At 60.4% G+C, this 15,753-nt stretch carries 14 protein-coding genes; 1 reads left to right on the top strand and 13 read right to left on the bottom strand.

Annotated elements, in window-relative coordinates; translation table 11 throughout:
• Window positions 1-2 precede the first annotated feature (2 nt).
• The 12 genes from ACVHNU_RS04610 to ACVHNU_RS04555 form a co-directional block, all read right to left on the bottom strand.
• Entirely contained in the window at window positions 3-791 is a 789-nt protein-coding gene (locus ACVHNU_RS04610) for a ParA family protein (protein ID WP_003222933.1), read from the bottom strand.
• Window positions 792-834: 43 nt separating this feature from the next.
• Window positions 835-1,725: a flagellar motor protein MotD gene (motD, locus tag ACVHNU_RS04605; RefSeq protein WP_003222931.1), complete on the bottom strand. Its 891-nt coding sequence runs from the start codon at window positions 1,723-1,725 to the stop codon at window positions 835-837.
• Between the two features lie 15 nt (window positions 1,726-1,740).
• Complete coding sequence (locus tag ACVHNU_RS04600) at window positions 1,741-2,481, bottom strand: flagellar motor protein (RefSeq protein ID WP_003222929.1); 741 nt, start codon at window positions 2,479-2,481, stop codon at window positions 1,741-1,743.
• Window positions 2,481-3,623: a protein-glutamate methylesterase/protein-glutamine glutaminase gene (locus ACVHNU_RS04595; RefSeq protein ID WP_103520805.1), complete on the bottom strand. Its 1,143-nt coding sequence runs from the start codon at window positions 3,621-3,623 to the stop codon at window positions 2,481-2,483. The genes ACVHNU_RS04600 and ACVHNU_RS04595 overlap by 1 nt, the downstream gene beginning before the upstream one ends.
• Before the next feature lie 49 nt (window positions 3,624-3,672).
• A complete protein-coding gene (locus ACVHNU_RS04590; RefSeq protein WP_473019102.1) occupies window positions 3,673-5,952 on the bottom strand; it encodes a chemotaxis protein CheA in 2,280 nt (759 codons plus the stop codon).
• Between the two features lie 35 nt (window positions 5,953-5,987).
• A complete protein-coding gene (locus ACVHNU_RS04585; RefSeq protein ID WP_003222924.1) occupies window positions 5,988-6,776 on the bottom strand; it encodes a protein phosphatase CheZ in 789 nt (262 codons plus the stop codon).
• Window positions 6,777-6,794: 18 nt separating this feature from the next.
• Window positions 6,795-7,166: a chemotaxis response regulator CheY gene (locus ACVHNU_RS04580; RefSeq protein WP_024012118.1), complete on the bottom strand. Its 372-nt coding sequence runs from the start codon at window positions 7,164-7,166 to the stop codon at window positions 6,795-6,797.
• 166 nt (window positions 7,167-7,332) lie between these two features.
• Complete coding sequence (fliA, locus tag ACVHNU_RS04575) at window positions 7,333-8,073, bottom strand: RNA polymerase sigma factor FliA (RefSeq protein ID WP_003222919.1); 741 nt, start codon at window positions 8,071-8,073, stop codon at window positions 7,333-7,335.
• Complete coding sequence (gene fleN / locus ACVHNU_RS04570; RefSeq protein WP_003222917.1) at window positions 8,070-8,900, bottom strand: flagellar synthesis regulator FleN; 831 nt, start codon at window positions 8,898-8,900, stop codon at window positions 8,070-8,072. The genes fliA and fleN overlap by 4 nt, the downstream gene beginning before the upstream one ends.
• Window positions 8,901-9,013: 113 nt before the next feature.
• Window positions 9,014-10,354, bottom strand: a complete 1,341-nt coding sequence (gene flhF, locus ACVHNU_RS04565; RefSeq protein WP_003222914.1) for a flagellar biosynthesis protein FlhF — start codon at window positions 10,352-10,354, stop codon at window positions 9,014-9,016.
• Between the two features lie 11 nt (window positions 10,355-10,365).
• A complete protein-coding gene (flhA, locus tag ACVHNU_RS04560) occupies window positions 10,366-12,495 on the bottom strand; it encodes a flagellar biosynthesis protein FlhA (RefSeq protein WP_473019101.1) in 2,130 nt (709 codons plus the stop codon).
• Between the two features lie 218 nt (window positions 12,496-12,713).
• Window positions 12,714-13,388, bottom strand: a complete 675-nt coding sequence (locus tag ACVHNU_RS04555) for a hypothetical protein (RefSeq protein WP_210559220.1) — start codon at window positions 13,386-13,388, stop codon at window positions 12,714-12,716.
• Between the two features lie 635 nt (window positions 13,389-14,023).
• Between ACVHNU_RS04555 and ACVHNU_RS04550 the strand changes: the two genes are divergently transcribed.
• Window positions 14,024-14,383 carry a DUF6124 family protein gene (locus ACVHNU_RS04550; protein ID WP_003222904.1) on the top strand — a complete coding sequence of 120 codons (360 nt, stop codon included), beginning with the start codon at window positions 14,024-14,026 and terminating at the stop codon, window positions 14,381-14,383.
• A gap of 229 nt (window positions 14,384-14,612) precedes the next feature.
• Here ACVHNU_RS04550 and flhB read toward each other — a convergent pair whose 3' ends face one another.
• Complete coding sequence (gene flhB / locus ACVHNU_RS04545; protein ID WP_003222902.1) at window positions 14,613-15,752, bottom strand: flagellar biosynthesis protein FlhB; 1,140 nt, start codon at window positions 15,750-15,752, stop codon at window positions 14,613-14,615.
• Window position 15,753: the final 1 nt, after the last annotated feature.

The following is a 15,753-nucleotide window of genomic DNA, read 5'->3' as shown; positions in this document are numbered from 1 at the left end:
GCTCAAGCCACCTGCGGAACAAGTTGTTGCGCCAGCAGATGCTTGAGCAGCGCGCGGTAAGCCAGCACACCCCGACTCTTGCCGTCGAACTGCGAAGGTGTGACACCGGCCCGGCTGGCGTCGCGCAGACGGGTATCGACCGGGATGTAACCCTGCCAGATCTCTTCGGGGAATTTGTCACGCAGCACGCGCAAGGTACCCAGCGACGCCTGGGTGCGGCGGTCGAACAGGGTCGGCACGATGCTGAACGGCAGCGCCTGTTTGCGCGAGCGGTTGATCATCGCCAGGGTGTTGACCATGCGTTCCAGGCCTTTGACGGCCAGGTGCTCGGTCTGCACCGGGATCACCAGTTGCTGGCTCGCGGCCAGGGCGTTGACCATCAGCACGCCGAGCAACGGCGGGCTGTCGATGATCGCGTAATCGAAGTCCTGCCACAGCTGCGCCAGACTCTTGGCGATCACCAGGCCCAAACCACTCTGCCCCGGCGACTGGCGCTCAAGGGTGGCGAGTGCGGTACTCGACGGCAACAGGGAAATACGTTCGTCGCTGGTCGACAGCAGCAACTGTCCGGGCAAGCCTTGCGGCACGCTGCCCTTGTGCAGAAACAGGTCGTAGTTGCTGTGTTCCAGGCTGTCGGGGTCGTAGCCGAAATAGCTGGTCATCGAGCCGTGCGGGTCGAGATCGACCACAACCACGCGCTTGCCCGCCTCCGCCAGCAATCCGGCTAAAGCGATGGAAGATGTGGTTTTACCGACACCACCCTTTTGATTGGCGACTGCCCAGACTCTCATTCGGTTCGTTCCTCCCGGCCGAGATGCTCGACCGAGACATAGCTCAGCGTATTAATGCGGGTGACGGAGAATTGACGGCACTCTCGCGTCCCGGCGTCTTGACCGGGGTCGGTGCAGTTTGTGTGCCAGCGCGCTTCAATGCCGCGTCCGGTTGCGCATTGGCGGTTCCGGTACCGGTCAGACTGCGGCGCACATCGAGGTTGCGCGACACCACCAGCACCACGCGACGGTTTTTCGCCCGGCCTTCGGCGGTGGCATTGTTGGCCACCGGCTGAAACTCACCATAACCCACCGAGGCCAGACGACCAGGGTTCACACCCTGCATCGCCAGCATGCGCACGATGCTCGCCGAACGCGCCGAGGACAGTTCCCAGTTGGTCGGGTACTGCGCGGTGCGAATCGGCTGATCGTCGGTGAAGCCTTCGACATGGATCGGGTTGTCGAACGGTTTGAGGATCGCTGCAACCTTGTCGATGATGTTGAAGGCGATGTCGCTCGGCATCGCGTCGCCGCTGCCGAACAACAGGCTGGAATTGAGTTCGATCTCGACCCACAACTCGTTGCCGCGCACGGTCATCTGGTTGGAAGCGATCAAGTCGCCGAACGCGGCACTGATGTCATCGGCAATGCTTTTCAGCGGATCGCTGGCACCGGCGATACCGGCATCAACCTGCTCGCTGTCCTTGACCAACGGCTTGGCCGGGGTCACGGTTTTCGGGCGTTCCTCACCGATCGGGATCGGCTTGAGCGAGCGATCGGAGTCGGTGAAAACCCCGATCAGCGCTTCGGAAATGACCTTGTACTTGCCTTCGTTGATCGACGAGATCGAGTACATCACCACGAAGAAGGCGAACAACAACGTGATGAAATCCGCGTAGGACACGAGCCAGCGCTCGTGATTAACGTGTTCTTCCTGATGCCTGCGGCGAGCCATAGTCCATTACCCCCATCAATCCATGAAGCCCTGAAGCTTCAGCTCGATAGAGCGAGGGTTTTCACCTTCGGCGATCGACAAAATACCTTCCAACAACATTTCGCGATAACGCGACTGCCGCAACGCGATTGACTTGAGCTTGGCCGCCACCGGCAGCAACACCAGGTTGGCACTGGCCACACCGTAGATGGTCGCGACGAACGCCACGGCAATGCCGCTGCCCAATTGCGTCGGATCAGCGAGGTTGCCCATCACATGAATCAGGCCCATCACCGCACCGATGATGCCGATGGTCGGCGCGTAGCCGCCCATGCTTTCGAAGACTTTGGCAGCCTCGATGTCGCGGGCTTCCTGAGTGTAGAAATCCACTTCGAGAATGCTGCGGATCGCTTCCGGTTCGGCGCCATCGACCAGCAGTTGCAGGCCCTTGCGCGAGTAGTTGTCCGGTTCGGCATCGGCTACGCCTTCCAGGCCGAGCAGGCCTTCCTTGCGCGCGGTGAGGCTCCAGTTGACCACCCGGTCGATACCGCCGGCGAGGTCGACCCGTGGTGGAAACAGGATCCAGGCGAGAATCTGCATGGCGCGCTTGAAGGCGCTCATCGGCGATTGCAGCAGCGCGGCACCGATGGTGCCACCGAGAACGATCAGCGCCGCCGGGCCGTTGGCCAGCGCGCCGAGGTGACCGCCTTCAAGGTAGTTGCCGCCGATGATGGCGACGAACGCCATGATGATCCCGATAAGGCTTAGAACATCCATCAGATACACGCCTCGACGATGTGCTTGCCGATGTCGTCCAGGCCGTAGACCGCGTCAGCCAGATCGGCTTTGACGATGGCCATCGGCATGCCGTAGATCACGCAACTGGCTTCGTCTTGTGCCCATACCGAGCTGCCGCCCTGCTTGAGCAGACGTGCGCCTTCGCGGCCGTCGGCGCCCATGCCGGTGAGGACCACCGCCAGAACTTTGTCACCGTAGGACTTGGCTGCAGAACCGAAGGTGATGTCCACGCATGGCTTGTAATTCAGACGCTCGTCGCCCGGGAGGATTTTCACCGCACCACGGCCGTCGATCATCATCTGCTTGCCACCCGGCGCCAGCAGCGCCAGGCCCGGACGCAGGATGTCGCCATCCTCGGCTTCCTTGACGCTGATGCGGCACAGCTTGTCGAGACGCTCGGCAAACGCCTTGGTGAACGCCGCCGGCATGTGCTGGATCAGCACGATCGGCGCCGGGAAGTTCGCCGGCAACTGGGTCAGCACCCGTTGCAGCGCAACCGGGCCGCCGGTCGAAGTACCGATGGCCACCAGTTTGTAGGCTTTGCGTTTCGGTGCCGGCGACGCAGCGCTGGCCGCCGGCGCGCGAGCAGGTGCTGGAGCCGGGGCCGGACGCGTCGGAGCAGCAGCGCTGTGGCTGCTGAAACTCGAAGCCGCTGGCGCCGGGGCGGGTGCAGGCGTCGGTGCAGCGGCCGGAGCCGGCGCACTGTAGGCACTGAAACGACGATTACTGCGCGAGATGCTGTGAACTTTCTCGCACAGCAGTTGCTTGACCTTCTCGGGATTGCGCGAGATGTCTTCGAAATTCTTCGGCAGGAAATCCACCGCGCCGGCGTCCAGCGCATCCAGGGTGACCCGGGCGCCTTCGTGCGTCAGCGAGGAGAACATCAACACCGGAGTCGGGCAGCGCTGCATGATGTGCCGCACCGCCGTGATGCCATCCATCATCGGCATCTCGTAGTCCATGGTGATCACGTCCGGCTTGAGGGCCAGGGCCTGATCGATCGCCTCTTTACCGTTGGTGGCCGTGCCGACCACCTGGATGCTCGGATCCGCTGAAAGAATTTCCGAGACGCGGCGGCGGAAAAAACCCGAATCGTCCACCACCAGGACTTTGACTGCCATAAACACTCCATTAGGCGCAGCGGGACGTCGTCGCCCCGCTGCCCCGGATTCAAATACGCCGTGCGGCGTAACGCTTGAGCATGCTTGGAACATCGAGGATCAGAGCGATGCGGCCGTCACCGGTAATGGTGGCGCCGGACATGCCCGGAGTGCCCTGGAGCATTTTGCCCAATGGCTTGATGACCACTTCTTCCTGGCCGACCAGTTGATCGACGACGAAGCCGATCCGCTGAGTGCCCACCGAAAGGATCACCACATGGCCTTCACGCTGCTCTTCGTGAGCGGCGGAGCTGACCAGCCAGCGCTTGAGGTAGAACAATGGCAGCGCCTTGTCCCGCACGATCACCACTTCCTGGCCATCCACCACGTTGGTGGTCGACAGGTCGAGGTGGAAGATTTCGTTGACGTTAACCAACGGGAACGCAAACGCCTGATTGCCGAGCATCACCATCAGGGTCGGCATGATCGCAAGCGTCAGCGGCACCTTGATGACGATCTTCGAGCCCTGGCCCTTGGTCGAGTAGATGTTGATCGAACCGTTGAGCTGGGAAATCTTGGTCTTCACCACGTCCATGCCGACACCGCGGCCGGACACGTCGGAAATCTCGGTCTTGGTCGAGAAACCCGGGGCGAAAATCAGGTTGTAGCACTCGGTATCGCTCAGGCGATCGGCCGCGTCCTTGTCCATCACACCGCGTTTTACCGCAATCGAACGCAGGACGTTCGGGTCCATGCCCTTGCCGTCATCGGAGATCGACAACAGGATGTGGTCGCCTTCCTGCTCGGCCGCCAACACCACACGACCGCCGCGGGCCTTGCCCGACGCTTCGCGTTCTTCCGGCGACTCGATGCCGTGGTCGACCGCGTTGCGCACCAAGTGGACCAGCGGGTCGGCCAGGGCCTCGACAAGGTTTTTGTCGAGGTCGGTTTCTTCACCCACCAGTTCCAGGTTGATCTCTTTCTTGAGCTGACGCGCCAGGTCACGAACCAGACGCGGGAAGCGCCCGAAGACCTTCTTGATCGGCTGCATCCGGGTCTTCATCACCGCGGTCTGCAAGTCAGCCGTGACCACGTCGAGGTTCGACACGGCCTTGGACATGGCTTCGTCGCCGCTGTTGAGACCCAGGCGCACCAGACGGTTACGCACCAGTACCAGCTCGCCGACCATGTTCATGATTTCGTCGAGACGCGCGGTGTCGACACGAACAGTGGTTTCGGCTTCGCTGGCCGGTTTTTCCGGTGGCGGAGCAGCGGCGGCACGGGCCGGCGCCGGTGCAGCAGCGGCAGCGGCTGCCGGTTTGGGCGCTTCGGCTTTAGGCTCAGGCTTGGGCGCAGCTTTCGGCGCGGCGGCCGGAGCAGCAGCCGCCTTGGCAGCTGGCGCGGCCACGGTCGACGCGGTGCCCGCAGCAGCGGCGCCAACGTCGGTGAACTTGCCTTTGCCGTGCAACTCGTCGAGCAGTGATTCGAATTCGTGATCGCTGATCAGATCACTGCCGGCGGCAGCGGCTACCGGAGCGGCTGGCGCAGCCGGTGCCGAGGCAATCGCCGACTCCAGCGCTTCCACGGCAAAGTTGCCCTTGCCATGCAACTGATCGAGCAGTGCTTCGAATTCGTCGTCGGTGATGTCCGAGCTGTCACCGGCAGCCGGTGCCGCCGGAGCGGCCGCTGTCGGGGCCACGGCGTCTGGCGCGAACTGGCCCTTGCCGTGCAGCTGATCGAGCAACGACTCGAATTCAGCGTCGGTAATTTCATCGCTCGCTGCCGTATCGGCAGTTGGCGCAGGTGCAGCAGCGGCCGGGGCTTCGGCTTCAGCCTTGACGGCGTTCAGCGAATCCAGCAACTGTTCAAATTCGTTATCGGTGATGTCGCCGGAATCGCCTTCGACAACCAGCTCTTCGATCATCTCGGCCACTGGCGAAGCCGGGGCTTCGTCCGCCGATTGCGGTTCGGCCAGACGCGCCAGCGCAGCCAGCAGTTCCGGGGTTGCAGCAGTGATCGGTGCACGTTCACGGACTTCGCTGAACATGCTGTTCACCGCGTCCAGTGCTTCAAGCACCACGTCCATCAGTTCTGCATCAACGCGACGCTCACCCTTGCGCAGGATGTCGAACACGTTTTCGGCGATGTGACAGCACTCCACCAGCTCATTGAGCTGAAGGAAGCCGGCGCCCCCTTTTACAGTGTGGAAACCGCGAAAAATTGCGTTGAGCAGATCTGCGTCATCCGGGCGGCTTTCCAGCTCGACCAGTTGCTCGGACAGTTGCTCAAGAATCTCGCCGGCCTCAACCAGGAAATCCTGAAGGATCTCTTCATCGGCGCCGAAGCTCATTAATGGGGTGCTCCTACAGGTCTAAAAACCTAAACTCAAAATCCAAGGCTGGATAACAAATCGTCCACATCGTCCTGACCGGACACAACGTCTTCTCGTTTATCGGCATGAATCTGCGGACCTTCACCCTGCGAGAGATGTTTTTGTGGATCTTTTTCTGCAAGCATCGCAGCACGGTCGTGTTCGATGCCCGCAAAGCGGTCCACCTGACTGGCCATGAGTACGAGTTTGAGCAAATTGCTTTCGACTTCGGTGACCAACTGGGTCACACGCTTGATCACCTGACCGGTGAGGTCCTGGTAATCCTGAGCCAGCAGGATGTCGTTCAGGTTGCTCGACACCGCACGGTTGTCCGTGCTGCTGCGTGACAGAAAACCGTCGACCCGGCGCGCCAGTTCGCGGAACTCTTCAGCCCCGACTTCGCGACGCATGAAGCGCCCCCAATCGGTGCTCAAGGCCTGAGCTTCTTCAGCCAGGCCATTGACCACCGGCGTGGCGCTTTCCACCAGATCCATGGTGCGGTTGGCCGCGGCTTCGGTCAGCTTGACCACATAGCCCAGGCGTTCGGTGGCGTCGGTGATTTGCGACACTTCCTCGGCCTGCGGCATGTGCGGATCGATATGGAAGTTGACGATCGCACTGTGCAGTTCGCGTGTGAGCTTGCCCACTTCCTGATACAGGCCGCGGTCACGGGTCTGATTGAGCTCATGGATCAGTTGCACAGCGTCGCCGAACCTGCCTTTTTCAAGGCTTTCGACCAGTTCGACCGCGTGTTTTTTCAGGGTCGACTCGAAATCGCCCTGTGAAGATTCGTTATGCTCCATAGCTCCCCCGCGCGTTCATCAGCCGATGCGTTCGAAAATCTTCTCGATTTTGTCTTTCAACGCCTGAGCCGTGAAAGGTTTGACCACATAGCCGTTCACACCGGCCTGAGCAGCCTCGATGATCTGCTCGCGCTTGGCTTCTGCGGTCACCATCAGCACGGGCAGATGCTTGAGTTTTTCATCGGCACGCACGTGGCGCAGCAAGTCGATACCGGTCATGCCCGGCATGTTCCAGTCCGTTACCAGAAAGTCGATGCTGCCGCTGTTGAGCACCGGAATGGCGGTAGTGCCATCGTCGGCCTCGACGGTGTTGGTGAACCCAAGATCCCGCAGCAGGTTCTTGATGATCCGCCGCATCGTTGAGAAGTCATCAACGATGAGGATTTTCATGTCTTTGTTCAATTCGACCTCCAAGCAGTCTTAAACGCGCCCAGCACCTGGACGCGCCACTTCAATCAATCGGCGCAGCACTCGAAGACTGTCTGGAGCACAACAGAGCAAGACCGGTGCCGTTCATCACCGCACCAGCCTCGTTCGCAGTGTCCCCACACTGCCTTCAGCGCGCTCGCCACTCCCCCAAACGCCCCCGCAAACGGGCCGCGCACTGGCTGTGTAACTGGCTGACCCGCGATTCACTGACGCCAAGGACTTCACCGATCTCCTTGAGGTTCAGCTCTTCGTCGTAGTACAGCGCCAACACCAGTCGCTCACGCTCCGGCAAATTGGCAATCGCGTCCGCCAGCGCCGCCTGGAAGCGTTCATCTTCCAGATCGCGTGACGGCTCAAGATGAGCACTGGCGCCATCCTCGTGCAGCCCTTCGTGTTCGCCGTCCTGCAACAGGTCGTCGAAACTGAACAGCCGGCTGCCCAGGGTGTCATTCAAAATCCCGTAGTAATCGTCGAGACTCAATTGGAGTTCGGCCGCAACCTCGTGATCTTTAGCGTCACGGCCGGTTTTAGCTTCAATTGCCCGAATTGCGTCACTGACCATACGGGTGTTGCGGTGAACCGAACGTGGCGCCCAGTCCCCTTTGCGTACTTCGTCGAGCATCGCGCCGCGGATCCGGATGCCCGCATACGTTTCGAAACTGGCGCCTTTGCTGGCGTCGTATTTGGTCGAGACTTCGAGCAGGCCGATCATCCCGGCCTGAATCAGGTCTTCAACCTGCACACTCGCCGGCAAGCGCGCCAGCAGGTGATAGGCAATGCGCTTGACCAGTGGCGCGTAACGCTCGATCAACTCGTACTGCGCGTCACGTGCCGACTTCTTGTAGTAGTTCATACCGCTGGCGGTCATAGCACAGGCCCTGCCGTTTGCTGCACGAGGCGCTCGACGAAAAACTCCAGGTGACCGCGCGGGTTGGCAGGCAGCGGCCAGGTATCGACCTTCTGCGCGATCGCCTTGAACGCCAGCGCGCACTTGGAACGCGGAAAGGCTTCATAGACCGCTCGCTGCTTCTGCACTGCCTTGCGCACGCTTTCGTCGTACGGCACCGCGCCGACGTATTGTAAGGCGACGTCGAGGAAGCGATCCGTGACCTTGGTCAACTTGGCGAACAGGTTGCGCCCTTCCTGCGGGCTCTGCGCCATGTTGGCGAGGACGCGGAAGCGGTTCATGCCGTAGTCGCGGTTGAGCAGTTTGATCAGCGCGTAGGCGTCGGTGATCGAGGTCGGCTCGTCGCAGACCACCAGCAACACTTCCTGCGCGGCGCGGACAAAACTGACTACCGAGTCACCAATACCCGCAGCGGTGTCGATCACCAGCACATCGAGGTTGTCGCCGATGTCGCTGAAGGCCTGAATCAGACCGGCGTGTTGTGCCGGGCTCAGGTGCACCATGCTCTGGGTGCCGGAAGCGGCCGGCACGATGCGGATCCCGCCGGGGCCCTGCAACAGCACGTCGCGCAGCTCACAGCGGCCTTCGATGACATCGGCCAAAGTGCGTTTGGGGGTCAGTCCCAGCAGAACGTCGACGTTCGCCAGCCCCAGATCGGCGTCCAGCAGCATGACCCGACGGCCAAGCTCTGCCAGCGCCAGAGACAAGTTCACTGACACGTTAGTCTTGCCGACGCCACCTTTGCCGCCGGTCACCGCGATCACCTGTACGGGATGCATGCTGCCCATGTTATTTCTTTACCTTGTCTTGCATAGACGGAGGCCACATTACTGGCTGCGCGTTCTCAACCGGAACAATGCATGGCAGACCATCGATGTAGGTACAAAAACTGTTCATTACCTCAGCCAACCTGCTTGGTCGGGCTGTGGTAGATATCAGCGAACATGTCAGCCATGGCTTCTTCGCTGGGTTCTTCCTGCATTTGCACGCTGACGGCGCGACTGACCAATTGATGACGGCGCGGCAGATGCAGATCATCCGGAATCCGTGGGCCGTCGGTCAGGTAGGCGACCGGCAGTTCATGACTGATCGCCAGGCTCAACACTTCGCCAAGGCTGGCCGTCTCATCCAGTTTAGTCAGGATGCAGCCGGCAAGCCCGCAACGCTTGTAACTGTGATAAGCGGCGGTTAGAACCTGTTTCTGGCTGGTGGTTGCCAGCACCAGATAATTTTTTGAACGGATGCCACGCCCGGCCAGACTTTCCAGCTGCATGCGCAGTGCCGGATCGCTGGCCTGCAGGCCGGCGGTATCGATCAGCACCACGCGTTTGCGCAGCAGCGGGTCGAGTGCCTGCACCAGCGACTGACCCGGATCGACGTGCGTTACCGGCACGTTGAGAATCCGCCCCAGGGTCTTGAGTTGTTCCTGGGCGCCGATGCGGAAGCTGTCCATGCTGACCAGCGCGACATTCTGCGCGCCGTACTTGAGCACGTAGCGCGCCGCGAGTTTGGCCAGGGTGGTGGTCTTGCCCATGCCGGCCGGGCCGACCATGGCAATCACCCCGCCCTCTTCCAGCGGCTCGACTTCTGGCACGGCAATCATTCGCGCCAGGTGCGCGAGCAGCATGCGCCAGGCCTGACGCGGTTCTTCGATGTCGGTGATCATCGCCAGCAGGTCGCGCGACAACGGTCCGGACAGACCGATACGTTGCAGACGGCGATACAGATTGGCTTGTGCCGGACGGCTGCCTTGCAGCTGATTCCAGGCCAGGGTGCCGAGCTGCACTTCCATCAGCTCACGCAAACTGTTCAATTCGAAACGCATCGAATCCAGCGCACGCGGATCGATGCCGGCGGACGACTGGGCAGGCGCCGGCGCCGGACGCGCCGGGGCGGCGTAAGTCGGTTCGCTCAACGGCTCGGCAGCGGTCAGCGGCAGGCCGGCCGTCAACGGCAGCCCGGCGAACAACTGGCGATTGGTGTTGCCATCGGCTTCGCCACGCAGGCTCAGTTCGGCCTGGGCGGTAACGATGCGCGACTGGGTCTTGCGCAGCTCGTCCTCGAGTTCCATGTTCGGAACCCGTGGCGCCAGCGCCGACAATTTGTAATCCAGCGCCGCCGTCAGCTCGACGCCGCCGGCAATGCGGCGGTTGCCAATGATGGCGGCATCAGCGCCCAGCTCATCACGAACCAGCTTCATGGCCTGACGCATATCGGCGGCAAAGAAACGCTTAACTTGCATAAACCACTACCTCAGCCGTTGGGCCCTACTGTCGCAACGATGGTCACTTGCTTGTTGTCCGGAATTTCCTGGTAGGCCAGCACGTGCAGCCCTGGGACTGCGAGACGGCCGAAACGCGAGAGCATCGCGCGGATCGGGCCTGCTACCAACAGGATCACCGGTTGACCTTGCATTTCCTGGCGCTGCGCCGCTTCGATGAGCGAACGCTGCAGCTTCTCGGCCATGCTTGGCTCCAGCAGAACGCCCTCTTCCGAGCCTTGTCCTGCCTTCTGCAGACTATTGAGCAATATTTGTTCCAACCTTGGTTCCAGGGTGATCACAGGCAGCTCGGAGTCAGTGCCTACAATGCTTTGAACGATGGCGCGGGATACGCCGACGCGTACTGCGGCCACCAAGGCGGCGGTATCTTGACTCTTGGCGGCGTTGTTGGCGATAGCCTCGGCAATGCTGCGGATATCGCGCACCGGCACATGTTCGGCCAGCAGCGCCTGCAGCACTTTGAGCAGCTGCGACAGCGACACCACCCCCGGCACCAGCTCTTCCGCCAGTTTCGGCGAGCTTTTGGCCAGCAATTGCATGAGTTGCTGCACTTCTTCGTGGCCGACCAGCTCGCTGGAGTGCTTGTACAAAATCTGGTTCAAGTGCGTCGCGACCACGGTACTGGCGTCGACCACGGTGTAACCGAGCGATTGCGCCTGCGCACGCTGGCTGACTTCGATCCACACCGCTTCCAGACCAAAAGCCGGATCTTTGGCGGTAATGCCGTTGAGCGTGCCGTAGACCTGCCCCGGGTTGATCGCCAGTTCGCGATCCGGGTAGATCTCGGCTTCGGCGAGGATCACCCCCATCAGGGTCAGGCGATAGGCGCTCGGCGCCAGATCGAGGTTGTCGCGAATATGCACCGTCGGCATCAGGAAGCCCAGATCCTGCGAGAGCTTCTTGCGCACGCCCTTGATCCGCGCCAGCAACTGACCACCCTGATTGCGATCCACCAGCGGGATCAGGCGATAGCCGACTTCCAGACCGATCATGTCGATCGGCGTCACGTCATCCCAGCCCAGCTCCTTGGTTTCCATGGCGCGGGCCGGCGACGGTAGCAGTTCCTGTTGACGCTGAACCTCTTGCAGCGCCTGCACCTTGGCGACGTTCTGCTTCTTCCAGAACAGGTACGCGCCACCGGCAGCCAGCGCGGCCATACTCAGGAACGAGAAGTGCGGCATGCCCGGGACGAGGCCCATCACGGCCATCAAACCAGCGGCCACCGCCAAGGCTTTGGGCGAGGCGAACATCTGGCGATTGATCTGTTTGCCCATGTCTTCCGAACCGGAAGCACGGGTCACCATGATCGCCGCCGCTGTCGATAACAACAGTGATGGCAATTGCGCCACCAAACCGTCACCGATGGTCAGCAAGGCGTAAACCTTGCCCGCGTCGGCGAAGGTCATGTTGTGCTGGAAGATACCGACGGCCATACCGCCGATGAGGTTGATGAACAGAATCAGCAGGCCGGCGATGGCGTCACCCCGGACGAACTTGCTCGCACCGTCCATCGAACCGTAGAACTCGGCCTCTTGCGCGACCTCCTGACGGCGCAGCTTCGCCTGGTTCTGGTCGATCAGACCGGCGTTGAGGTCGGCGTCGATTGCCATTTGTTTGCCGGGCATTGCATCGAGGGTGAAGCGCGCGCTCACCTCGGAAATCCGCCCGGCACCCTTGGTCACCACGACGAAGTTGATGATCATCAGGATCGCGAACACCACGATACCGACCACGTAGTTACCGCCGATCACCACTTCACCGAAGGCCTGGATCACCTTACCGGCAGCGGCGTGGCCATCCTGACCGTGGAGCATCACCACCCGCGTCGAGGCCACGTTCAACGCCAGCCGCAGCAGCGTCGCTACCAGCAGAATGGTCGGGAACACCGCAAAATCCAGCGGCCGCAGCGCATACACGCAGACCAGCAGGACGACAATCGACAGCGCAATGTTGAAGGTGAAGAACACGTCCAGCAGGAACGGCGGCACCGGCAACATCATCATGGCCAGCATGACCAGCAGCAACAACGGCACGCCCAGATTGCCTCGACTGAGGTCGGCAATGTTCGAGCGTGCGCTGTTGATTAACTGAGAGCGATCCACCGGTTTTCCCCGTTCCTTTAAAGCAAACTTTTGACGCCCAAAGCAGGCGCACGGCGGCTACTGCAAGAAGCCTTCCAACTTTTGCCGGGGATTGAAATTGAGGTTTGCTTCGGGGGAAGTGTCTTGAGAGAAGCTGGGCGCCATGGAGCCGACCGCAAAACAGACGCAGGACGGCTATCACCATTAGCGGTGAACAAAAATCAGAAAAACACGCGCACTCACGGATACCCGGCAGTCAAAATTTGCTCTGGATTAATCGCACCAAGACGCAAATCGCGGCCCACCAGGTAGCGCGTACCCTTACGGATCGGACTCCCTCCCACGTCGACAAACGCTTCCTCAGAATAGCCTAATGTCACGATTTCCTCAGGCTGATGAAAAGGATCTTCGGGGTATGCCTTCAACACAATCAGTGCCCAGACAAAGTAAATGTCCGGCACATCCTGCGGCTCGATCTTCCGTTCGACCTCCGGCTCGACCTCCCATCGAAAGTCCTGCCCACCCGTGACCTGTAACTGATCACCGACCATGTGAAATTGTGGTTTGTGATAACGCGCCAGTAGGCCGGTGCCATTGCTACTCCATGTATCGGAGTAGTTGTTGGGCGAAGAGAAAACTCTGACCAACTCTTCAACAGTACCAATGTTGCCAGCGGCACTATTGAATCGGTTGTAGAGACTATGGTGGGCTACCCCGTCCAACCTTGGCTTGATCGCATTGATATACGAATCGAGATAGCCCGGCACATACGCATTGCTCATGTGCACGAAATGCGTGAAGTCCAACATCGCCTTAAAAGTGAACGTGCAAGCGATATGATCAGACTCTTTCGCCACCGACCCGGAAACGAACTCGAACCTCATTCCTTCAAGCTTTTTGTAGTTCTCTTGCATGACCTTCTCCTTGGCGAATGTTAAAGACAGGTCAGAAGGCGAATTGCCCGTGAAACCTGCCAAGGAACATGGAATAGCCGAATGCCCTTTGTGTCCACTGTCAGAACTAACAGGTAGAGGTCTTTTTCAGATAGACGGAAGGCCGCGGTCTTTTGAATTATCAGGAATCGCGCTGCAATGAAAACAGATAGGGGGTATCACACCGATCCCCTGTGGGAGCGGGCTTGCTCGCGAAGAGGCCATTTGCGACACCACAGAATCATGATCAGCACCTTTTTAAACGTTTGTGTTTAAAAGACACCTCCAGACACGCCTCCAAGGCTACACATCCTTGCGCCATTGCCTACAGCTACGCCAGAATCCGCCGGCTTGTGCGCCTTGGGGGCGGGTTCTATTGTGGGTCGGTCGCTGACGAATCAGCGATCGGGTTTAGCGACTCGAACTCAATTCAAAGGTGCATCAGCGTTCCAGGCTTCGTTGCGGATCTGTATTTTCGCGATTTCGTCATGGTGGCTGTATGCGGGAGACCTTCGGGTCTGCCGGGTGCCTTTGACCGGTTCGCTAACCTGCGTACAGCCGCCACCCCTCCTGTTTAGCGACAGGTTGTAGCGGCTCCACCTCAAAGGAGCTTCACCATGATCAAACCAACACCCAACCCACCCGATACCGACACCACCTCCCCCTACGAATCCCTCGATTCAAAAAAACTCCACGAAGCCGCCGACCGTGCTCTCGACCACTACCTCTGCGCGCCCGGTGCCACGCCCATTCAGCGTAAAACCCGCTCGATGTACGCCGTGACCGCAGACTTCAAAAACGAAGAACTGCTGGCCGATGCCTGCGAAACACTCGCCTCAGCCAGAACCATCGCCAATGACTTCGCCCACCTCATACCCGCGTCGCAGCGCAGGACGCTGCTGGGCATCGCACAACTGATCATGCTCGGCGAACTGGCGGTGAATCGGGCGCTGGATAATCTGGAATTGCCGCAGTAACAGGGATCGGTGACAAGCTTTGAATGAGGCGTTGCGGCTGCTGACGTCTTCGCGAGCAAGCCCGCTCCCACAGGGATTGGGGTCGATCACAAACCTGTGCCTGCACGCCGAACCGGTGGGAGCGGGCTTGCTCGCGAAAGCGGCCTCACAGCCGACAGAGGTCTTCAGGCATAAAAAACCGCCGTCCCGTTCAATCAGGATGGCGGTTTTTTATTGCGTCACTGTCAGGTCAGGAATCGCGGCGCAGATCCGGTGGGATCGGCAAATCGTCCTTGAGTGGATCCGGGCGTTTGCCCTTGCCGGCGCGGTACTGGCGGATCTGGTAGACGTAGGCCAGCACCTGGGCGACCGCCAGATAGAGGCCGCCGGGGATTTCCTGGTCGAGTTCGGTGGAGTAGTAGATCGAGCGCGCCAGCCCCGGCGATTCGAGGAGCATGACGTTGTTGGCGACGGCGATTTCGCGGATCTTCAGCGCGAGGAAGTCGCTGCCCTTGGCCAGCAGCACCGGCGCGCCGCCCTTCTCCGAGTCGTACTTGAGCGCGACGGCGTAGTGGGTCGGGTTGGTGATGACCACGTCGGCGTCGGGAATCGCCGCCATCATCCGCCGCTGCGACATCTCGCGCTGGGTCTGACGGATACGCTGCTTGACCTCTGGCCGGCCTTCCTGATCCTTGTGCTCGTCGCGCACTTCCTGCTTGGTCATCAGCAGTTTCTTGTGGCTTTCCCACAACTGCACCGGCACGTCGACCGCAGCGATGATGATCAAACCGCAGGCCAGCCACAGCGAGCTCCAGCCCACCAGCGTCACGCTGTGAATGATCGCCTGCTCCAGCGGTTCATGGGCGATGCGCAGGAAGTCATCGATGTCGGACGACAACACCATCAGCGCCACGAACAGGGTGATCAGGAACTTGGCCAGCGCCTTGACCAACTCGATCACGGCCTTCATCGAGAACATGCGCTTGAGCCCCGCACCGGGGTTCATCCGGCTGAATTTCGGCGCCATGGAGCCGGCGGCGAACAGCCAGCCGCCAAGGGAAATCGGCCCGATCAGTGCGGCCAGCAACAGGGTGATCATGATCGGCTGAATCGCCACCAGCGCGATCTTGCCCGAGATCAGCAGGAACGTGCCCATGGACTTTTCATCCATGATCACTTCCCGCGACAGCGAGAAATTCAGGCGCATCAGATCCATCAATTCCTGCGCCAACATGCCGCCGAACACCAGCAGGCCGCCGGCACCGGCGAGCATCACCGCGAGGGTGTTGAGCTCTTTGGAACGGGCAATCTCACCCTTCTCACGGGAGTCCTTTTTGCGTTTCTCCGTGGGGTCTTCTGTTTTGTCCTGACCGCTTTCGCTCTCTGCCATG

It is taken from the genome of Pseudomonas sp. Ors-4-3C, assembly GCF_055755035.1.
The sequence above is the reverse complement of the archived record's forward strand: the minus strand, read 5'-3'. Positions and strand labels throughout refer to the sequence as shown.